The sequence below is a fragment of the Bdellovibrionales bacterium genome (assembly GCA_016716765.1).
In the GTDB taxonomy this organism is placed as follows: Bacteria; Bdellovibrionota; Bdellovibrionia; order Bdellovibrionales; family UBA1609; genus JADJVA01.
The window spans coordinates 1-20884 of record JADJVA010000005.1 but is presented as its reverse complement, the minus strand read 5'-3'; the positions used below and the strand labels follow the sequence as shown (position 1 = coordinate 20884).

At 45.6% G+C, this 20884-nt stretch carries 20 protein-coding genes and 1 pseudogene; 11 read left to right on the top strand and 10 right to left on the bottom strand.

Annotated features, from left to right (window positions below):
• Positions 1–271 precede the first annotated feature (271 nt).
• Positions 272–2239 carry a hypothetical protein gene (locus IPL83_03325; GenBank protein MBK9038187.1) on the top strand — a complete coding sequence of 656 codons (1968 nt, stop codon included), beginning with the start codon at positions 272–274 and terminating at the stop codon, positions 2237–2239.
• Positions 2240–2294: 55 nt separating this feature from the next.
• Here IPL83_03325 and IPL83_03320 read toward each other — a convergent pair.
• From IPL83_03320 to IPL83_03290, 7 genes and pseudogenes are all read right to left on the bottom strand, one after another.
• Positions 2295–4528, bottom strand: a pseudogene (locus tag IPL83_03320) (bifunctional (p)ppGpp synthetase/guanosine-3',5'-bis(diphosphate) 3'-pyrophosphohydrolase).
• Between the two features lie 112 nt (positions 4529–4640).
• Entirely contained in the window at positions 4641–4880 is a 240-nt protein-coding gene (locus IPL83_03315; GenBank protein MBK9038186.1) for a DNA-directed RNA polymerase subunit omega, read from the bottom strand.
• 42 nt (positions 4881–4922) lie between these two features.
• Complete coding sequence (gmk, locus tag IPL83_03310) at positions 4923–5489, bottom strand: guanylate kinase (GenBank protein MBK9038185.1); 567 nt, start codon at positions 5487–5489, stop codon at positions 4923–4925.
• Between the two features lie 39 nt (positions 5490–5528).
• Positions 5529–6407 (bottom strand): YicC family protein, encoded by an 879-nt coding sequence (locus IPL83_03305; GenBank protein MBK9038184.1) that lies wholly within the window; start codon positions 6405–6407, stop codon positions 5529–5531.
• 34 nt (positions 6408–6441) lie between these two features.
• A complete protein-coding gene (gene miaA / locus IPL83_03300; GenBank protein ID MBK9038183.1) occupies positions 6442–7413 on the bottom strand; it encodes a tRNA (adenosine(37)-N6)-dimethylallyltransferase MiaA in 972 nt (323 codons plus the stop codon).
• Between the two features lie 7 nt (positions 7414–7420).
• Entirely contained in the window at positions 7421–9259 is a 1839-nt protein-coding gene (gene mutL, locus IPL83_03295) for a DNA mismatch repair endonuclease MutL (protein MBK9038182.1), read from the bottom strand.
• 84 nt (positions 9260–9343) lie between these two features.
• Positions 9344–10303, bottom strand: a complete 960-nt coding sequence (locus tag IPL83_03290) for a phosphatase PAP2 family protein (GenBank protein ID MBK9038181.1) — start codon at positions 10301–10303, stop codon at positions 9344–9346.
• Positions 10304–10515: 212 nt separating this feature from the next.
• On the opposite strand from IPL83_03290, the gene IPL83_03285 reads away from it, so the two are divergent.
• Positions 10516–10749: a hypothetical protein gene (locus tag IPL83_03285; protein MBK9038180.1), complete on the top strand. Its 234-nt coding sequence runs from the start codon at positions 10516–10518 to the stop codon at positions 10747–10749.
• A 49-nt stretch (positions 10750–10798) separates the two neighbouring features.
• Here the strand turns inward: IPL83_03285 and IPL83_03280 are convergent, their stop codons facing one another.
• The 3 genes from IPL83_03280 to IPL83_03270 form a co-directional block, all read right to left on the bottom strand.
• A complete protein-coding gene (locus IPL83_03280; protein ID MBK9038179.1) occupies positions 10799–11977 on the bottom strand; it encodes a hypothetical protein in 1179 nt (392 codons plus the stop codon).
• Entirely contained in the window at positions 11974–12708 is a 735-nt protein-coding gene (locus IPL83_03275) for a polyprenol monophosphomannose synthase (protein ID MBK9038178.1), read from the bottom strand. The genes IPL83_03280 and IPL83_03275 overlap by 4 nt, the downstream gene beginning before the upstream one ends.
• A 160-nt stretch (positions 12709–12868) precedes the next feature.
• Entirely contained in the window at positions 12869–13306 is a 438-nt protein-coding gene (locus IPL83_03270) for a hypothetical protein (protein ID MBK9038177.1), read from the bottom strand.
• Positions 13307–13423: 117 nt separating this feature from the next.
• Here IPL83_03270 and IPL83_03265 point away from each other — a divergent pair, with 117 nt between their 5' ends.
• The 9 genes from IPL83_03265 to IPL83_03225 all read left to right on the top strand — a co-directional run.
• Positions 13424–14134 (top strand): hypothetical protein, encoded by a 711-nt coding sequence (locus tag IPL83_03265; protein ID MBK9038176.1) that lies wholly within the window; start codon positions 13424–13426, stop codon positions 14132–14134.
• Between the two features lie 133 nt (positions 14135–14267).
• Entirely contained in the window at positions 14268–14687 is a 420-nt protein-coding gene (locus tag IPL83_03260; GenBank protein MBK9038175.1) for a hypothetical protein, read from the top strand.
• Positions 14688–14971: 284 nt separating this feature from the next.
• On the top strand, positions 14972–16243 hold the full coding sequence (locus IPL83_03255) for a DEAD/DEAH box helicase (GenBank protein MBK9038174.1): 1272 nt from the start codon (positions 14972–14974) through the stop codon (positions 16241–16243).
• A 117-nt stretch (positions 16244–16360) separates the two neighbouring features.
• Complete coding sequence (locus IPL83_03250) at positions 16361–17704, top strand: MFS transporter (protein ID MBK9038173.1); 1344 nt, start codon at positions 16361–16363, stop codon at positions 17702–17704.
• A gap of 78 nt (positions 17705–17782) precedes the next feature.
• Entirely contained in the window at positions 17783–18265 is a 483-nt protein-coding gene (locus IPL83_03245) for a hypothetical protein (GenBank protein MBK9038172.1), read from the top strand.
• A 475-nt stretch (positions 18266–18740) separates the two neighbouring features.
• Entirely contained in the window at positions 18741–18935 is a 195-nt protein-coding gene (locus tag IPL83_03240) for a hypothetical protein (protein ID MBK9038171.1), read from the top strand.
• A gap of 121 nt (positions 18936–19056) precedes the next feature.
• Positions 19057–19467 carry a hypothetical protein gene (locus IPL83_03235; GenBank protein MBK9038170.1) on the top strand — a complete coding sequence of 137 codons (411 nt, stop codon included), beginning with the start codon at positions 19057–19059 and terminating at the stop codon, positions 19465–19467.
• A complete protein-coding gene (locus tag IPL83_03230) occupies positions 19431–19856 on the top strand; it encodes a hypothetical protein (protein MBK9038169.1) in 426 nt (141 codons plus the stop codon). Before IPL83_03235 ends, IPL83_03230 begins: the two co-directional genes overlap by 37 nt.
• Positions 19857–20275: 419 nt before the next feature.
• Positions 20276–20884 (top strand): endonuclease (locus tag IPL83_03225; GenBank protein MBK9038168.1); only part of this gene is annotated, 609 nt, incomplete at its 3' end.

Genomic DNA, 20884 nt, shown 5'->3' with positions numbered 1-20884 from the left:
TTTTCCTTCAATTAGTCAAGAAAAAAAGTAAGTCAAAATTTGCCCGATTTGTTGCGAGACAGTTTCAAATTCCAAAAGTGGCTCAAATCGGTACACAAAGACAGTTGAGCAGGTCTCTCAATCCATTTGGGAAACTAAAATATTTTTTTCCCAGCAGATATCTTTTTGCACTCCTATAATGAGATGTGTCGTTATGGTTCACTTCAGAACGTCGCCTGCAAATTCAAAATGAAATCCAATAGACCTCATAAAAAATATGGATGTTATTTCTATGAAGATCAATTTGTGTTCAGAAATTACTGGTTACCTCAACAGGACTCGGATATCTGCCTTATTTCGAATTGCTTTGGGAGGGATATTTTTTGGTCTTGTACTCCCGCTTACCTATGTTTCTTGTTCTAGTCGCAGGACTGGCGAAGCATCCAATCCTTCGAGAGCCTCCATCGGCGAATACATAGAGCGAACAAAAGGAATCAACATCGGCGAGTCCAGAGACATTTGGGCGGTCACTTTTATGTCATTGGGTGGGACCGAAGACCGCACCAGTTTTAACATATATAAATTGGCTCTCAACGTCGAAAAGGGCCTTCCTGTAAGAACTTGGAAGCTGAAGACGCCGTCCTATATGAACAGTGGCAGCGGCTCCCGAACATACGTCAGCGAATGGGGCCTACTTGTAGCTCGCTCTGCCACAGCTGGTCGCCCTGACATAGCGGAACACCCCGACAATGAAGTGACGCTTTATTTGGTGCCGACAGATAGCACGAATGAGCTCGTTAAAAATCAACCGAGCGGAATCAGAGCCATCTTCACAACTGGACCTGCCGTCGCAAACGACTATGCGCCTCTTTTTAGAGATGAATCTCCAGATTTAAAGGGAACAAAGCAGAACTACTGGGGACGGGCTTCAACCCTATCCTATAAAGTCACCGCAAACGGCAAAGAATACAAATACATTGGAGTCATCTGGCGACTCAATCGCACCACTCCCACTGTTCGTTTGGAAAGATTTTTGTGGGATGAAACTCAGAAGACATTTATTCGCGTGCGCCCCTATGAGTTTACACCACAGGAAGATAACGTGGCTATGGCCGGAGTCGGCGTTTACAACGGCGCTTTAAGTCCCTGCGATCCCCATCTGAGAGTAAACGATGATTGTGTCCCGGCCTTTTATGCAGCCCCGTTTGGAAAGATATTTGGAGTCAAACTAAACGGAGATATACCTTCGACTCAATACAATGCAAATACAAAGGGACCCGTTTTTGATGCAAACTCCATCAGATATTTGCCACCAAACGTAAATTCAAGATTCCAATCAACTTCTCATCCAGCAGCAGGGGGCGGGGCCTACGGAAGCATAAATGGCGGAGTGTACTCGGCAGCCGTAGATACCAGTTCAGACGAGAATGACCCGGGGGCCGGATCTCTTTTTATAACAAGTCAAAATAGTGCACACGTTGATGGCGGAGAAACTCATGTCGCTTTTGATCGAATTAACGATTTGGTGTTTTCGACTTTTCGAGCGAGCACATTGAATCAGCCACCAAAGGAAAGGTCGTCAGTTGGAAGAACGATTGTTTCTGTGTTTAGAAAAGAGTGTTTTTACAAAACAGCTGACTGCAGCCCTGATATTGATGGTTCTTCCAATCCAAAAAAAGATAAATTTCGCATTTTTGGAGACGTGGGGGCCGCCCTTGGGCCTATCTCTGACCTTGGAAATGACTGCGTCGCTTCGTTGGATTTGAATAAACCTGTCGAGGGGCTGAAACAATACAGTGGCGTCTACCGAATATGCGTTAAGGACCCAAACAATCTTGCAAAAGGAGTTGGCTCCCTCAAAATTGCGGATTTCGAGGGGAATGCCTATATGTACAATGACTTCACTGCAGCCACGCTTTACGATCGTCCCGTTATTTTAAACTATGATTTTTTGGAAGAGAACAAACTTAAAGAAGTCAAAAATGTGAGAATATATTGGGAGCCAAAGCAGGCTTATCCCTCAGAAATATTTGGACTCAATTTATCCTATCGATGTTACAAGAAAGGAACTTCTGTGACCGACAGTACTCCCCTCTTCATTCCAATTCCTAGCAATGAAATACCAAAGGCCTATGCCGATTCAGCCCCTTTGGCTAACTGTGGAGGAGCAGATGTCAACCAGGTTGATTTAAAACTCGAAGTCATTGGCCGTCAAAAATATATGCGCTTTCAGAAAATACGTCTTTCTTCTGAATTATGATGTGAATGTCATAAGCTGGCCAACTTGATTGTTGGCCAGTTTAAATAAGTTAAGCCTATGAGTGTGTGATACGGGTCACGCCTATGATTCCCTTGAGCTTCATGAGGGCACTCATGACGTCACTCAGTTGATTTGTATTTCGAACACTGAGATCGAAAACGCATATGGCCTTACGATCTTTTGTTGTGCGAGCCTGGGCATTATGGATGTTGACTCCAGCGATAGAGAAAACTTCCGTCATGTTTTTCAATAAGCCAGGGATATCCTGACTCACCACTCTCACTCGAACCAGTCTTCCTTCGTCCTGCCCCTTATCCCCACTCCATTCGACGTCAATTCGTCGCGCCTGATCCAGATCAAAGGATTTATCACAATCAGCTCGATGAACGGTGATCCCTCTGCCTCGGGTGATAAAGCCGATGATCGGGTCCCAGGAATAGGAGTGCAGCATTTTCCAAATCGTACCAGAAGATCGTCCATCCCTTCGACTTTTATCGGAGAGGCCGATTTCTTGCGTTTGTTTACTGCTGATTTAAAGGCCTTTGCCAAAAAGGAGGTTTCCTCGTCCTTCTCGGAAGAAGAACTTTGCTCGTTCGTATCAGGAACGAGTCGCTCAAATACGTGGGCTGGCATTAACTTTCCGTAACCAATCCGAATGAGTAAATCCTCGACCGTATTCGCTCCATTTTCTTTGAGCAGCTTTTCGTATTCAATCCCCTGAGCGTATTTCACATAGCTAGAGCCATGTCGACGAAAGGTCTTTTCGAGAAGCTGATGCCCGATTTCGGCCGCTCGCTTACGCTGTTCCGCCTTTACGTGCGCCCTAATTTTTGCCTTTGCCTTAGTCGTCACGCAGTACTTCAGCCAATCCTTCGAAGGAGTCTGACTCTTACTGCTTATGACCTCGACAGAATCTCCATTTTTAAGTTGGTACTTCAATGAGACCAGCCGTCCGTTTACACGTGCGGCCACAATACGGTGGCCAATGTCCGTGTGCACACTGTATGCAAAATCAATCGGAGTCGCCCCTTCAGGAAGTTCCTTTACTTCCCCCTTTGGAGTAAAAACATAAATTTCGGAATCAAAAAGATCAGTTTTTACACTCTCTAAAAACTCATCGGGATTGTGAGTCTGCTGATGCAAATTCACCAACTCGCGAAGCCAATTGAACTTATCGGCTACTTCGTCAGAAACTCCCTCATTGCCATGACCTTCTTCCTTGTACTGCCAATGGGCCGCGATCCCCCGCTCCGCCACCAAATGCATTTCGTTGGTTCGTATCTGAATCTCAATGCGTTCACCCCCAGGCCCGATCACAGTTGTGTGAAGGCTCTGATAGTTATTGACCTTAGGCATTGCAATAAAATCCTTAAATCGGCCGGGAATGGGCTTCCATAAAGAATGGACAAGACCCAAAACTTCATAACACTCTGGCATTGAATTCACGCACACACGAAAAGCCAAAACATCAAAAACCTGCTCGTAATCGATATTTCGTTCCTGCATCTTTCGCCAGATCGAATAGAGGTGCTTTGATCTACCCGTTATCTCGAATTTTGTTCTGGTTCTTTTTGCGAATTCATTTATGAGAATTTTCTTAACTTCTTCAATGTACTTCTCGCGTTCACGCTTTTTCTTGGCAACTTTTTGAGCAAGAGCATAATAACTTTCAGGAAACGCATAGCGAAAGCTCAGATCTTCAAGCTCAACTTTGAGACTACTGATTCCCAAACGACTCGCTAAGGGCGCGTAAATATCAAGTGTCTCAGTGACAATGCGCGCCTGCTTTTCATACGACATATGATTGAGAGTGCGCATATTGTGCAGCCGATCGGCCAACTTCACCAAAACGACCCGCACATCCTTCCCCATGGCGACAATCATCTTACGGATATTCTCAGCCTGCTTTTCGTGGGTATTTCGAAATTTCATTCGAGAAATTTTAGTCACACCATCAACGAGCAGGCCAATCACCTTACCAAATTCTTTCTCAATGTCCGAAATAGTGACCGACGTATCCTCAACGGTGTCGTGAAGTAAACCCGTCGCAATGGTAGCCAAATCCAGACGCAACTCAACCAGAATAGCCGCCACACCTAAGGGGTGAAATATATATGGCTCGCCACTTCGCCTGATTTGCCCGACATGGGCTTTTTCAGAAAACTTGTACGCACGTTCGATGAGACTTAGATTTGCGCCTGGGTAAAAAAGTTCAATCTGTTGAAGGAGATCATCCAAACTTTGTGGTGAGTCGTCTTTTATCGCTTCTGGGGTCGTCGTTTCACTCATGACTAAGTCGTCTTCCCTCATCTTCGTTTTCGGAAAAACAGAGCCATCCCTAAAGTGGAAACTCTCATTTAAAACCCATCAGATCGGAGGAAAGATAGAATCAGGCCCGCTATTAGCGATTAAGATCCCGAACAATCTGAGCCTCAGAACTACCCTCGGTCTCGTCAATATCAAAAAATACATTTCCAGAAGCCACTTCTCTCAAAGCCACGACCACCGTTTTATTGCTCTTGATCCCCAAAGTAGCCTGAGAACCCTTCATGAGTTGTTTTGCCCTCTTGGAGACCAATAATACCAAAGCAAAACGATTATGGACCTTTGTCAGACAATCTTCCACCGTTACACGAGCCACTCGTAGTCTCCCTTTTCAGATTAGCGTCAAGAGCCCTGCAGACTAACGGGGTTTTAGAGTTTCTTCAATTAGTTTCTTGAGTTCTTTGTATGAAACCTCAAGGTCTATATTCACCAACTGATAGTTACACTCGCTGGCCAAGGATATTTCCCTTTGAGCATTCTTCATTCTCACCTCTAAATCTGAGGTCACAGAACCTTCTCTCTTGATCACTCTCTGACGCAGTTCATCAATTGAGGGTGGATGGATGAATACTGTCACTGCCTGAGGATATTCGCGGGCCATCGCTCGAGCTCCCTGAATATCTAGGTCCATTATCACCCCCAACCCCTTCTTCCATGCCTCCTCAATTTGAGCTCTGGGAGTTCCATAAAGGTTGCCGTGCACCTCAGCCCACTCAATGAAGAACTTCTCATCGATCAAACTCAAAAACATGTCTCGAGTCACAAAATGGTAAGGGGAGCCTTCTTTTTCTCCAGTCCTCTTCTTACGAGACGTGAAAGTCACAATGTCACAAATATTCTCGAAATCTTTTAAGACCCTATCAAGAAAGGTGGATTTACCCACTCCACTCGGCCCAACAAGAATAAAAAATAGATTTTTAGGCATGTTATCCCTCATCTCAAGTGCCCCTTGCTTGTTAGGCACCTATTCAACATTCTGAACTTGTTCCCTGATCTTTTCGATATGAGTCTTCGCATCAACTACCAGATGGGTCAAATGTATCACCTGCGATTTTGACCCAATCGTATTGACCTCTCGGAGTAGCTCCTGGGAATAGAAATCCAGCTTCTTCCCTTCACATCCTTGTCGCTCCACCTCTCCAGCAAATGCAATCAAATGCTCCCTCAATCGCGCGATCTCCTCACCAATATCCGCACGATCAACAATGATCGCTACTTCTTGCGAGAGACGAACTTCGTCGACCTGCCCTGTCAGATTGGCCTGCTTAAGCCGAGATTCCATTTTCTTAAGAAGTGCACCGTTGGCATCAAGTCTCAATTTTTCCATCTCACGCGCCAGATCGCCTAAACCCTGAAGGTGCTTTTCGATGTCCTTTCTCAAGGCGAGGCCTTCCCGTTGGCGCTCCTTCTCCAGATTTTGCAGAGATCTCTTCAGCTGAGAAAAGAGAAGTGATTTCTCCTTCGAATTCACTTCTCGTTCTCCCTCCGTTTGCAGCACATTTGGAATAGCCGCCAGTGTTTCCAAACTAACCAATTCTGAGACACCCGCGGCTTGAGCCAAATCCCGGTAAGCCTTCATCCATCTGCCTACCAACTTCCGGTTCACAACAATTTTCACTCCAGCTGTAGAGTCCAGAACTCGACGCTGAACATAGATGTCCAGACTTCCCCTTCGAACATGTTTAACTATTTCCTTTTTCATCTCTGCTTCGAAAGAAAAATACTCTCGAGGGAGGTGAAAACGAGCGTCGAAAAACCGACCGTTAATAGACTTGATGGAAATCTCCAAATTCAGAAAGGAGTTGCTCCCCAAAGATGTCCCAAATCCCGTCATGCTTTTCATATCATTCCTATCTCAATGTAAATTGAATTTCAGCTCAAGCAGGAGGGGTAGTCAAGACAGACCCAGTCTTCAGAAAAGCCATACCAAAACTTCTGGCCTTTAGCCACTCGGTTTCGACATCAAACCATCGAATGTCTTTGTCGCGACGAAACCAAGTTCTCTGTCGCTTTGCTAGTCGCATGCTGTTCGCAGTAATTGCGTCTATCAGCTGATCACGATCACCCAGCTCACCTCGCAAGTAAGACAAAGTCTCTTTATATCCCACACTCTTCATAGGTGCCCAATCTGAGAGTTGGTCAGCAAGAAGATCTTCCACCTCTTCGATAAGACCAGTTTCGACCATCTGCCACGCCCTCTTTTGAAGGCGTTCTTTCAATTGGCTACGATTGATGTGTAAGCCCAATGTTGCAAACCGATAAGGAAATGCAATGTCGCTATTTTTCTGAAACTCGATTTGAATCTCCGTCAGAGTTTTTCCATGAGTTCTCAACAGACCTAGCCCTCTCAATATGCGATAAGTATCGGTGGGACCTACTTTCAATGCCAATTTCTGATCTCGCGCAAGCAATTCCTCAAATAGAGGGCCGAGTCCCCCCTGAGCTAGTTCCTGTTCAAGTGAAAGACGAACAGCTTCCGATACCTTACCGACTTCATACATTCCTTTTTGAAGCGCTTGAATATAGAATCCACTCCCCCCAACCATTATAACGGGAGTGGAGTGGGCTAAATTCTTTATTACCAAAAGCGCTTCGCGCCGAAACTCCCCGGCCGTAAACTCAATGGGAGGGGAAATCATATCAAACAAATGATGAGGGACTGAATTCATTTCCTCGATAGATGGCTTTGCCGTGCCGATACTCACGCGCCGATAAACCTGCACACTGTCGCAATTGATGATCGGCAAATGAAGTTCCTTTGCCAATTCCAGTGCGAGGCGAGATTTCCCAGATCCAGTAGGGCCTACGACAAATAAAATTGGATTTGACATGGTTGACGCTATTGACATGAAAAACTCAGCCCAATCTCCCAAATTCCTTCTCTATTTTTCGAAAAGGATAGTCGACAAATACGGGTCGACCATGAGGGCAAAAACTTGAAAAGGAAAACTCATCCATTTGCTCCAACAGATTTTTCATTTCGCCAATGCTCAAAACCTGACCAGCCCTGATCGCGGAATGACAGGCCATTGTCGCAAAAAAATCGCCCACAACCTTTTCAAAGGCAAAACTGCCACCTTTGCTAACAAGATCCTCCCCTAACCATCTCAAAGCTTTTTCAACCGCAGCTTCTTTGAGTATAACTGGACAACTATTCACAGCCAAACTTTCAGGACCCGATTGCTCTACTCCAATTCCTAACTTCTCAAGATCTGACGCCCGACTCATAATGGCCTCAAGATGATCCGCCTCAATTCCCAAGCTCAATGGCAATAGGAAATTCTGAACCTCCTTGCGTCCAGTGTTCCAAGTATTCATCAGAGTTTCAAAGAGGACACGTTCATGGGCAGCATGCTGATCGATCAAAAAAAGTGATTCGGAGGATTGAGAGATAATATAAGTCAGACGAGCCTGCCCAAGGATCTGCAGGGAAGACCACTGGGCAGTCGCCATCTGATCTTTTAAGGGGGACAGTTGTTCCGATGGCGAATCCAGAACAGAAGAAGCTCCTTTTTCCGGGCAGGACAAAGGCCTTGTTTGAATTCTTGTTTCCGGCAAGGTATCCGTCAAGGGCCCAAGCAAATGATGATCTGGCTCTCTCACCTGAAGAATTTGCTCACCCCTCACCCAATTCTCTCTATCAGAATATTGAGTGCGCACCAATTCCTGATCTGAAAATGAAAAACTTGAAGATGGTGCCAAGTGCGCCTCTCGTACTTTTTGATCCTTGAGTATCTCTTCAAGCCAAGGTGACCTTGCAAGGGCAGATCTCAAGACATGGAGAACGGCACGAAAGACCCGAGAGCTATCTAAAAACTTTACCTGTGACTTTGTTGGATGAATATTAACATCAACTTCGTCGGGAGGAAGATCAACCCACAATGCAACAATGGGATATTCGCCGTGCATGAGGAGATTTCTATAGGATTCCATGACTGCTGCCATCAGTCCTCGATCTGTCACCCACCGACCTCTGACAAAAGTCCAAATCTGTCTATTGTTGGCGACGACCTGATGAGGAGCGCTAAAAGCAATCTTAACTTCAATTCCATTCTCGGAACCCTCAGCATAAAAAAGCGGCTTGGACTCCAAAACCTGCTCCGCTCGTTCCTTCAATGAGCTTGATTCAGGCCAAAAGTGAAGTAATTTCCCCTTTCCTCGAATGCGAAAACTCACTCGAGGTGAGGACATTGCCATCGCCTTCAAAACCAGCCTGATTTGAGTAATTTCTGCTGTATCTGATTTCAAGAACTTCAATCTTGCGGGCGTATTGCCAAAAAGATTATCTACAGAAACCGATGTGCCCAACTTTCCACCCACCTCGACCGGATCGGCAATCTTGCCATAATGGCATTTGAGCTCCTGAGCCATAGTTGCTCCGGACGGGCGCGAGACCAAGGATAATTCGCTCACTGCGCTGATGCTCGCCAAGGCTTCACCTCGAAACCCATAAGTTACAAGAGCCCAAAGATCATCGGCCACCTGGATCTTGCTCGTTGCATGACGAGCCAAGCACTGAACTAAGTCCTGTCGCTCCATCCCCTTCCCATTGTCGCGAACCAAAACTTGGCGCCCTCCATTATCGATTTCAACCTCGATATCAGTGGCGCCCGCGTCGAGACTGTTTTCGACCAATTCCTTAACGAGGTGAGCAGGCCGCTCCACAACTTCACCAGCCGAGATCTGATCGATCACTTCGGAACTCAAAATTTTTATGTGCCTTCGATCTTCCGTAAATTCTCTCTTTCAGGCCCACTGCCGACCCAAGTTCCAATTTTGCTAAAAAGTTGCCAACACATTGATCGTGGGAGCTCCTTCGAAGACTCCCGAGTAAAAAAAGCAATCATTCCAGAAGCTTCGATCTCCGTTTTGGCTTGAATTATCTGATCTCTTCTCTTTTCCTATTCTTGCGCTGATTTTTCCAATCTGATATCCCATGGCAATGCCCAGTGGGTAGTCGCTGGCCCAATGAACTCCATTGTTGATCATCTGTAGCCCCAACAAAGTGAGCCAACCAATTTCAATGGGAACAATCCAATCAATGTATTCGGGATAATTCTCTCCCAACACAGTAAAAGTCAGTGTCGCTGTCATGATATGTCCACTGGGAAAGGCATCATAGCGAGCTGTGTGTTCATTGTAGGCCTTAATACTAGGGAATGGTCGCCACGCTCCTCTGTCTTCCGTCAGCTCAGTCGGACTTTCTCGTCCGGTCGCTCGCTTAAAAGCCTGACTAAAAAAAGTAGACACTGTCATCCCATGGACCAATTGAATACCGGTGTTCCAAGCTCTCGTGTTGCCTCCAAAGTGCCCGCCAGCTAGAAGCCCCGCAGCTGTACCCATATGAATCCAGCCATCTCCGAAAAAATATAAAAGGGAGCCCGTATCTGTAGGCAACCGAAGAATGGGATAAGGACCTACGCGCCAAACCGTTTTCGTATTGTCCTGATTCCCTACGCCTGATTTGCGACCAAAATATTGAACATTGTCCAGAATTTCTTGATCGTATTGGAAAGTAATAGCGGTACTCAAAAGTATTCCCGCCCAGGGACCAATTGTCGCTTTTGTAAAAGACTCCTGAAGGGTTGCTTCGCTCGTCTTTGGAATTTCTGTCACTATCGAATACAGACTCAGCTTCTCTTTAAAAGAGGGAGCAGTGTCACCGAACGAAACACCTTGACCAGAGAAAAAAAAGAAAATCAGCGATATGTTCAACGTCCAATTTAGAAAAGAACCCATGAAGACCCCTCAAGAATGGCAATCCCCTTCAAGGAAGAGGTGAAATTTATGCCAGATCATTCCCATAACGGGAAGAAGAATCCTCAAATCCATTAGGATTGTGCCAATTCGATACGGACATACCTTGTAAGGATTTTCACTAAATCCTCATATTGTCATAACAATTTCTTGGTAATCTGGAAACTAAGAAGCGGCATGTAAAAGGGGGAGATATGAAAAAGAAACTAATCAGAACCGGCAATTCGGCAGCTCTGGTGATTGAGAAGTCCACGATGGAAGCAATGGGTCTCGATGCGAACTCTCAAGTTGTGGTCCATTTTGACGGCGAAAAGCTCACGGTTCAGCCGGCTCCGGCAATGAGAGAGCTCATATCAAAATTAATTGAGATTGAACAGGCCAATCACAAGATTCTCAAAGACATGATGGACCTGCTTGGCAAAAAATGATCAAGGACTGGGGTTGGAACTGTAGTTAATACTGGGGTTGGAACTGTAGTTAATACTTGCGCATGATCGTGGCAAAATACCCGGCGTAGTCTGTTTTCTCATAGTAGTATTTGGCTTCAAGGCGAACTGCAAATTTCCCAAATCGATAGGTGAACCCCAATTGGGCCGCCAGCCCAATTCTGGCTTCCTGCGAATCAAAAATTGTATTTTTAACCAACAAATTAAAACGCGTGTAGGTGCCCATAAGCCCAAGCCCCCAGCTGACCAAAGTATTACTTGTTTGAAGAAAAGGGTAGGGCATAAAAATATCGCTGATCACAAAAAAACCTGAAGGATTGCCCTCAGCAATTCTCTCGGAATAATAAGTCGGCGCTCCAGAATGAAACAAGAGTGAAAAATCGAGGGGCAAGCCGTCAACCAATGCACCCGGACCTGACAATCTGAATCCAAAAATCGTCTCACTTGAGCTCAAACGGTTTCCTGAAAACTTCTCAGCATAATTGACAGAACCCAAAATGCCGCCCATATATCGCGTAAAAAATATCGGTACTTGGTCAAGGTCCTCAGCTTGAGGGCTGCGAGAAAAGGGGTTCTTTTGAATCGCCGCAATACTCCTTCCGCTCGACTTCGCCTTGTGTTCAGATACAACATCAACATCTGCTATATATCCAAATATTTTTTCCGATATTTTTACCTTATAGAAAGCACCGAACCCCCCAATCCCTTGAAAAATTTTCTGCGAAATTCGAACCTTTCTTCCCGCCTCAAGGTATTCCAATACAGGAGAATCAAAGTTAGGGACCTTATACGCTGCTGCTCCATCGGTCTGAACCACAGCCCACTGACCTTTTGCATCTCCTTTTGAATCCTTCGCTTTGGCTTTTTTCTTTTTAGATTGTTTGGCTTTGGCTTTCTCGCCTCCACCTTTTGCCCTACTGGACTCCCCCGATTTTGATTGGGGAGAACTCAGTCTCTTGGGAGGATTGGAGATGAGAGGAGGGGACTCTGCACGAGGTGCCTTTTCCTCTTTTTCTGGCTTTTCATCTTTACTGACTGGCTTGCTCTCGCCAGCACCCTTTAACTGGGGTTTGGTCTCAGCCTCACTCTCGTAATTTGAAGGTGGGGGCGATTCCGCTGAAGGAGGAGCTGTTCCATCTGCCCCTTCCTCATTCTCACCAAATGCGGGGATCGCGAGAAATAGGATCAGGACAAAATAGATAACTTTCATCCCTTCCCTTTTATGGACAATGCTTGAAAACGTATCCACCAGACCCGATACAAGGCTTCCAATACAATGCGGCCGGACATCTTACTCTTCCCCTCTCTGCGTTCATCAAAAGCTATCGGGACCTCAATTCCACGAAATCCACAGGAGCTCGCCCGATATTTTAACTCTATCTGAAAACTATATCCTTCCGAATGGATCTCATTGAGACCTATTTCCTTTAAAACTCTCGCATGCCAGGCATTGAACCCACCTGTCCAATCACGAATGGGATAGCCCAATATAAAACGAGAATAAATACTCCCTCCAATACTAATCACTTTTCTCCAAATACTCCAATTCAGAGTTCTTCCGTGGCGAACCCACCTAGATCCGATGGCAAAATCATGGCCCTCAAGAGCGGTAAGAAGATTTGCCAAGTCACATGGCCTGTGGGAAAAGTCTGCGTCCATCTCAACTAAAATATCATAGTTGCGCTCAAGCCCCCAACGAAAGCCCGCAATATAGGCTCGACCTAAACCCTGTTTTCCTGGGCGTCGCAAGACATGAACCGCTTCCGCACACTCAGTCTTGTTACCAAAAGCTTCAACACGATCGGCAGTCCCATCAGGGGAATTATCATCAACCACTAAAACATGAACATGAGGATTTCTTTGGCAAATCTCCGTGATCAAACCGACGACATTTTCTGCTTCGTTATAGGTGGGAATAATTATTAGTGTTTTTTCCAACATGCCACATACCACTCACTGCTTACTGCCACATCAAATTGAGCTTGCCTCTGAAGCGCCATTCTATTACCGAACACCCTCACACCATCAATATGGTCATACCGATGATAATAGAAACTAAAAAGGAGGTAACGTCAAATCGACCCAGAATGCAAGCTTGTGGCTATACTTCGACCTTGGAACTGAATGAATTTTCTGTTGCGCTGTGACTTCGTGGCCTAAAAGATAATCTCTCAAGGTGAGTCCAGGGGTTATGGGCTGAAAGCAACGCAGGACTGTTCCTGCTTTCTTCAAGTTTTTTCTTAACTTTCGCAGTGGCCTGAGCTGGACTGCGAAGATATAGAACTGGATCAAATCCGCAAAAAGGGCAAGACAATGTCAATCGCCAGCGAACCTGAATAAATATCTCTGCAACAGAAAGAAAAATAACAAAGAAGAGAAGCGCTCGGGCATCTGCATTCTCCCAGAAGACAGCCATGCTGAGAGCGCTCACAAAAAACGAGAGAAGGACATTTATCATGGAGATATGCTTTTTTCGATAAACGCGTCTTTCGAGACGACAGAAGGCACACAAACATTTGTCTGGTTTTAGGCCCATCATCCACACCCTTACTTGCTCGTTCCTCCTATTCTCACCCTTCTTCAAACATTTGCAAAGACGAGTTTTTTACAATTTCCCAAAGCTTTGCTACACTGGTAAAAAAGCGGGGGAAATTTGATGTCTTTATTCAAAATTCATTTTAAAACTTCTTTTCTTCTTCACGATGTACCAAGGATGATGGGCTTTATCTTTTTAATTGCTCTTTTCGGCCTGGCGCCGGCAAGCCTTTCTTGGGGCCAGACAGACGATGATTCCTACTTCAATTATGATTCCATAGTGAAGGGTCTTAGCTCCTCACAATTGAGGCACAGAGAATCTGACACTGACCCCTTGGCCAACGTCCAGATTCACGGAGGTGTTGGACTTGTCACAAGCCTGCTTTCTCTCAAAAATTCCAAAGGAACGAAACTATCGGGATTTCAGAATGGAGTTGAGGCAAGTCTTGGCATTGATCTATTTTCTCTCAACTGGATGGCAGAGGGTTCGATCAGAAGATATTCAGATGCCGAGATCGATCGAACAGTTTCCACGACTCTTCAAGAATTCGATCTGAGCCTTATCTACCGAACACCTCTTACCCCATCGGTCAAACTGCATTTCGGCTTTGGTCTAGCGGCGCGATTTCTCGAACTTAAGACAAGGCTGGCGAATCAGGTTGAAATAGAAGAGTATTCAACGCCCTCTTCCATTTTCTCTTTGAGCGTCGATAGTCCTATTACCCGTGAGCTTTCATTTGGAGCAGGACTCAGCTATCGTTCGGCTATGGTAACTGACAGTGCTGATCGCTCCGCAGTTGATGCTTCACTAAAGGTAGGAGCCCATTTTTGAGGAGTTTCGGGTTCGGCTGTTATGATCTATTGATCAGGCCCCTGTTCGATTGTTTGCCATTTTTCTTGCCGACTTACCAGCGAAATGGTTCCATTAGAATATGCAGACAGAACAAACATTGGATTGGATAAATTTGAAACTAAAAGCAAAGGAAATTTTGATTTTCATTTTGAATTATTCTAAAAATCCTGTCATTGGAATTCGCAACATTCCCGAATGGGATTGGTGGACAATTATCGTCATTCAGGGAACTCTTAGCGCTCTTTGCGGGATGCTTTCAGGCTTTGTCGCCCAGAGTGTGTCTGGTGTTTTTTTCTGGCCTCATTTTCTTTCCCATCTCCTCAATCGCGTGTCATTTTATCATTTCAGGTTTTTTCTATTATACGTTCCTGTTTTTTATCAAGCCGAAGTCCAATTTCGTAAACTCTATGTTCTGACCGTATTGGCCAACCTTCCTTTTTATCGTAATGATCATCTTGTCTCCGCTCCTAAAACCCATTGGCCTCGTAGGTTTAGCTGTCACAGGAATTCTCTTACTGATTGGTTTTGTTGAACATTTTCGGCTCCCTAGGCGCTCGCTGAGTCGATTCTTAATCGCGCTATATTGTAGCTATGTCGTCTTATGGATTTTCAGCACGCTCAGTCTCACAAAAAAAGAAGATGCCTTCCGCAAAATGGCAACTCCTGAAAGCCTTGATATCCTTGAGAAGGAATTTAAAAATAAATAGGCTTATGGCTTCCAATGGTGAAAAAATTATAGAATATTCAAAATAATGACTCAGCTCTTCCGTTTTTAGGGTAGAAGGAGGAACCCACAAGATTGGACCTATGATCCCCATGTCAAACATTCTGTTTTCAGATCTTAAACTTATTCCTCAGATTCAGCTTGCTATCAAAGAAGCCGGATACAAAATTCCAACGCCAATTCAGCAGCTTGCAATCCCTTTGATTCTTGAGGGTCATGACCTTTTGGGAATTGCCCAAACAGGGACGGGCAAAACGGCGGCCTTTTGCCTTCCGATTCTCAACCACCTTTTCAGTCGACAGGTTCGCCCTGTTCCGCGTAGCCCCCGCGTTTTAATTCTGACTCCAACTCGAGAACTGGCAAGCCAAATTCAAAAGAACCTCGTCACCTACGGAAAACATCTGCGACAAAAATACACTGCCATCTTTGGCGGCGTCGGACAGGGAAACCAAGTTCGAGCTCTCTCTCTGGGTGTCGACGTTCTCGTTGCGACTCCTGGACGACTTCTCGATCTTATTGACCAGAGGCATCTTCGCCTGGACCGCATCGAAATATTTGTGCTCGATGAAGCCGATCGCATGCTGGACATGGGTTTTTTAAAGGACGTCAAGAAAATCATTCCTCTGCTTCCAGCCCAGAGGCATAATTTGTTTTTTTCGGCTACGATGCCAACTGAAATTCAAAGTCTTGCCCAGTCCATTTTGCGGAATCCCCAAAAGGTGGAAGTCACGCCTCCTGCCACAACGGTTGAGCGGATCAAACAATCCGTCATGTTCGTTGAGAAAAAGGATAAGCCAAATCTTTTGGTACATGTCCTAAAAGGCAACGACCTTCATAAAGTCCTGGTTTTTGTTGCAATGAAACATGTCGCGGACAGAGTCTCTGAAAAACTTCAAACGAATGGGATTTCAGCGGCCGCGATTCACGGCAACAAATCACAGAACGCACGCCAGCGAGCTCTTGGAGACTTTGACCGTGATCAGCTCCGCGTTCTTGTGGCAACAGATATCGCCTCCCGTGGGATCGATGTCGAAGGCATTACTCATGTCATCAATTATGAATTGCCCATTGTTCCTGAAGACTATGTACATCGAATCGGACGCACGGCCAGAGCAGGAACAGACGGTGACGCTATTTCTTTTTGTACGGCAGAGGAGAAGTCATTTCTCTTTGCTATCGAGAAGAAAACATCCCATCAAATAGATATCGTAATTGATCAACCATACCACTCAGAAGAAGCCTTCCAGGCTCGCATCATGAGTCCAGGAAAAGCAAAGGCCCTCATCGAAAGCCGACGTGAGGGCAGAAAACCTCGCTTTTCTCAGAGCGGTCGCAAATCCCGTGGGCGAAGAAGAAATCCTTAAGCTCCCAGTCTTGCAAGTGTCGGGCGTCTAGCGATTCGCGTTATTTCGTCTGATCCCTTCAGATCAATGATCATTTGAGTCAAACTAGATTGGCAGCACAAAAGAGGGTCTAGACCTTTGAATCAACAGCTTCGGCAAAATGTCAGCTCAAGTTATGGCGATGCTCTTTTTCAAAGTCTAATGGTTGGGTCGGGAGAAACCTATTTGGCAGCCTTCGTCCTGGCATTGGGATACTCCGATCTATCGGCCGGTTGGGTCACTTCCCTTCCCTTGCTTGCAGGAGGCCTTCTGCAGATGGTTTCACCCGTGATGATGAGAAGAATGAAATCCATGAAACAGTGGGTCGTGCTCACATCCTTCGCACAGGCCGTTGTTCTGTTCATACTTTCCCTGCAAGCGTATTTTGAGATTCTCTCTCTGAACCTCATCTTTCTTCTTGCCTCTCTCTATTGGGCAACGGGTATGGCTAACGGACCCGCGTGGAATGCCTGGATGGGAACAATCATTCCTGTTAAAATTCGGACGCCATTTTTTGCAACTCGCAACGTGATCAGCCAGGGAGCGGTGTTGGCGGGAATTCTTCTCGGAGGATGGTGGCTTGGTATTTCAAAATCACAACAGATCCCGGTGAACTCAAGTTTCTTTTTTCTCTTTTTTGTGGCTGGAATTTTTCGAATCATCTCTGCTTATCACCTCACCAACCAGTCGGGAGGAAGATTTCTAAATGAAGTCCCGCAATCACTTCAATACCGATCCACGATTCAGCAAATACGTGGACAAGTAACCGGAAAACTTCTGTTATTTATGTTTGTTCTTGGAATCGGCGTTCATGTGGGAGCCGTTTTTTTTAATCCCCTCATGTTGAAGGGACTTGGCATGAGCTACGGAAAATACATGAGTATGCTCAGCACCTCCATCGTAGCCAGAGTGTTCACTCTCTTTTTCTTAAGGCGCTATCTTGGAAAATGGAAGCCTGAGCGAGTCTTATTTGTTGCGGTTCTGGGCGTTATACCTCTCCCGATGCTCTGGAATGTCTCCCACGACTTTAGCTATTTGCTTTGCTTGCAGGTGCTGAGTGGCGCCGCTTGGGGCACCTATGAGCTTGTCACGTTTCTGCTGCTCTTTAATGGAATCCGTTCTCAGGACAAGACTCCCGTTCTCACACTGTTCAATCTCATGCAAACTATTTCCATTTTGATTGGATCCGCAAGTGGAGGCTGGTACCTTTTCCATAACGGACAAAGCCTTGCCGCCTACGAAAGTCTTTTCAACTGGTCAACCGCCTTACGTCTTTGTTCTCTCTTCTTTTTTCCCGGAATACTTCTCTCACAAATCTCTGTGCGCCAATGGTTATTCACTCGCCCCCTCGCGGTCCGACCCAGTGTTGGAGCAATGGAACGCCCTGTGGTAGCCTCCATCGACACTTCTGACTCAAACACGGACTTCGCTAAAAACAAATAGAGATCTCAAAGGGAGAATATTTAAGATATCTCTATCTATCGCCGATAACAACATGAGCGATATTTATTGAGGTCAATTATGGGACGTTGGTGGGATCAAAAATGGCTCTTTGCCTTCAGTGGACTCCTGTTGACCCTGGTCTCATTTTCATCCTGCCTGAATGTTGACAATACCATTCAAGGACATATGGGCAACGAGGCTGCCCCGTCGAATGCGCTCAAAGTGGCAGGTCCAAACTCTCTCACATTTGTAAACGGGCAATATCAAATTGATATAACCGGAGGAACAGCACCCTATTCAGCCGTCGTCGTGGAGGGAGATGCCAGCTTTGATCTCGCAAGCCGAATAGTTCAGTTCGGCTCAATGAGTTCGCGGGTTTTGCTCAGAATAGTCGACAGTTTAGGTATTTCGACTCAACTTGAGCTCTCTCCCCTTCCCATAGAATTTGGATCTGAGGACCCCTATTCCTGGGCCTTCCAGCTTTCGGCGGGCAACCAATACCTGATCTATGAGACTTCTCCTGCCGGCAGCTCCTCCGGTGAAGTTTACAGCCGAATCTAGAACAACTTGTGGTCTAAAGGGAACTTGTGTATTGGTACCAAAATTCCCGGCTCGTCATGGAATGATCTGGTGATTATGAAAATCAACATAGAGGTCAATATGATCCTTCAACCTTTTGGGATCCTTTAATGTACACCAGGCTTTACAAATGAGGCGATTGATAAATGGTCACCGAAAGGGGCTTGCATTTTGTGTGCTCAATTTTTGCCTATAGCACTTTTGTCCGGTAGCTTCTGAAAAGCTCAGTCGACATTGCTTGCAACGAAATCTCATGACAAAGTGAACAATGGGGGCAAGTTCGCTTCATATCATAGCAGAAGGGAGAGGCAAATACCTCCCACTCATGGGACTTAGGGGGCCCGCCTCACCAACATCCTCGTGGGCCAGCTTAAGACACCCAGATTAACTCTTCCTATGAAGGAGAATCTTAAACTTTAATACAGTGGTTAGCCCGCAAGCCTTCAGTGATTCTGCTGTGTCCAAAAGACAGGAGTTGGCTGAACTAAATCAGGGTTCAGGATCGAGTTCGGCTTGGTGCAGTGCTCACAACGAGAGCGCTGCTGCCGGAAGCATGTTTGAAGATCCTGGATTCCTGAGATTTAGTTCAGCCAGGGCCCTTGGAGTTTGGAACAACAATCAAGCAGGCCAGTTCATGGAATGTTGGCTTTGAAAAGAAAGATCTAGACTTTAATATTTATATGGCGCGTCTCTTCGACCTAGCGAGTCTTGATTTTGGAACTTTGTAAAAGAGAGAATGAATTGGTTTTCTGGTCTGGGGGAGGCAAAGGGACATGTTCAGAACCTACATAAGATTCACTGTTCGATTATTTTCTTTTGTTGTTTGTCCTTTGTTTCAATTTCAACTGCTCTGCTTTGCCAGTTCAAAAGTTGAAATTCTCGAACCTGTCACCCAGTTTTCCTTCGGATCCTGCAACAAAGAGACGCTCCCTCAGCCACTTTGGCCCGCTCTCACTGCCATCAAACCGCAGTTTTATATTTGGATGGGAGACGCCATTTACGGAGACACTCGAGATCCCCAGGTACTCAAAGAAAAATTTCAAATTCAACTTCAACAACCGGACTACGCACAATTTATCCAGAAAAACGCCGATCATTGGAACCTGGGACGCACCACGACTATGGTTAAGAACAATGCCGGTCGAAAGTGGAAGTTCAAGGAGATTGCTCAGCAATATTTTTAGATTTCATTGGTGAGCCGCCCGTCAGTTCCCGTCGACATCAGAAGGGCATATACACCTCTTACCTCATGGGCCCTCCTGGACAACAGATTAAAATTATTTTGCTCGATACTCGGTATCACAAGTCTGACGCGGACGACATTCCTGATGATATTTTGGGAGAACAGCAATGGCAGTGGCTCGAACGCGAGCTAAAAACGAGCCCGGCCCAAGCCCATTTTCTCGTCAGCAGTTTTTCAGTGCTCTCGCCTAGCTTGGCCGGAGGTGAGCAGTGGATTGATTTTTCAAATTCCTGGGAACGTTTCAATGCCATTCTCAAACGCACTCATCCCAAGGGTTTTGCCATTCTCACCGGGGACCGACACTTTGGGGCATGCTCACTGAAAACTTGAGGATGGTTATACTTATTATGAACTTATGTCGAGCGGACTGACTCATGTCGCAAAGTCTGTCGTCAGATCTGTTTTGCAGCAAATCTACGGAAAAGAGAATACCCTTTTTGAGCGAAATTTTGGAAGGATCAAAATCGACTCGGGACAATCAGGGCGAATCAGGCAAATGGAATTTTCTCTCCATTCAGACAGCACGATGACTCGTCCTGCTTGGAGCCGAGTGTTTGCGCGAATAACGATAACTGCGTTCCAACAATAGTCGGCAGTGGTATTTTCGATTGACCTACGTCCAGTTTCTTGAATTCAATCAGCTTCTTCATTTTTTTGTTGGATCAAAACTCAAGCCTAACTAGACTTGTGTCTGTCGTAACGTCTCCTTTTTTTATTTTATTTAGAACAAATACAAAAGGGGATTTGGCATGTTGAGATCAGAAATTCTAAAGTTACTGAGTTTTAGTTTACTTATTGCTCTGCAAGCTCAAAGTGCCCCCGTTTTCGACAATCCTAACGCCTATTACGGTCAGGATTTCTACAACGAACTCGCCCAAGGAAAACTCAAAAATCAAGATTTAAAGGATAAGCTCAATGCCATTCTTAAAAAAGTTCATATTGGACATCCAGATGACTACGATGAAATTTCCGAAAGCTGTCCCAGTAAATCAAAATGCACTCAATTTAGAAAATTCTCGTATAACGAAGCCAGGCAATTTTTGTTTGGGCAGCTCCACCTAGAAGTCAGTCCTAAGGGTGGCTATCAGCTTCGTACGATCTATTGCGAAGAAACTCTTGATTCTACTAGCTTTGGTAGGAATGGTGGCCCGGGTCCTGGTCGCATTCCCGATTCCTCTTTGGTCAATACTGAACACGCCTGGCCTCAAAGCAAATTCAATCGAGCGGAACCCATTAATACCCAACAGACAGATCTCCACATTCTTTATCCAGTCCTCACTCATGTGAACACGATTCGCGGAAATCACCCCTATGGCGAAGTTCAAGATCCCCTTCCTTCCCCATGCCCAGATATTAAG

What these genes read in the sequence shown, in the direction of transcription:
- IPL83_03270 (MBK9038177.1), bottom strand. Translation starts at nt 13,306, where the DNA reads ATGATGGGCCTAAAACCAGACAAATGTTTGTGTGCCTTCTGTCGTCTC.
- IPL83_03235 (MBK9038170.1), top strand. Translation starts at nt 19,057, where the DNA reads ATGTTCAGAACCTACATAAGATTCACTGTTCGATTATTTTCTTTTGTT.
- IPL83_03290 (MBK9038181.1), bottom strand. Translation starts at nt 10,303, where the DNA reads ATGGGTTCTTTTCTAAATTGGACGTTGAACATATCGCTGATTTTCTTT.
- IPL83_03325 (MBK9038187.1), top strand. Translation starts at nt 272, where the DNA reads ATGAAGATCAATTTGTGTTCAGAAATTACTGGTTACCTCAACAGGACT.
- IPL83_03285 (MBK9038180.1), top strand. Translation starts at nt 10,516, where the DNA reads ATGAAAAAGAAACTAATCAGAACCGGCAATTCGGCAGCTCTGGTGATT.
- miaA (MBK9038183.1), bottom strand. Translation starts at nt 7,413, where the DNA reads ATGTCAATAGCGTCAACCATGTCAAATCCAATTTTATTTGTCGTAGGC.
- IPL83_03265 (MBK9038176.1), top strand. Translation starts at nt 13,424, where the DNA reads ATGTCTTTATTCAAAATTCATTTTAAAACTTCTTTTCTTCTTCACGAT.
- gmk (MBK9038185.1), bottom strand. Translation starts at nt 5,489, where the DNA reads ATGCCTAAAAATCTATTTTTTATTCTTGTTGGGCCGAGTGGAGTGGGT.
- IPL83_03255 (MBK9038174.1), top strand. Translation starts at nt 14,972, where the DNA reads ATGTCAAACATTCTGTTTTCAGATCTTAAACTTATTCCTCAGATTCAG.
- IPL83_03245 (MBK9038172.1), top strand. Translation starts at nt 17,783, where the DNA reads ATGGGACGTTGGTGGGATCAAAAATGGCTCTTTGCCTTCAGTGGACTC.
- IPL83_03280 (MBK9038179.1), bottom strand. Translation starts at nt 11,977, where the DNA reads ATGAAAGTTATCTATTTTGTCCTGATCCTATTTCTCGCGATCCCCGCA.
- IPL83_03305 (MBK9038184.1), bottom strand. Translation starts at nt 6,407, where the DNA reads ATGAAAAGCATGACGGGATTTGGGACATCTTTGGGGAGCAACTCCTTT.
- IPL83_03275 (MBK9038178.1), bottom strand. Translation starts at nt 12,708, where the DNA reads ATGTTGGAAAAAACACTAATAATTATTCCCACCTATAACGAAGCAGAA.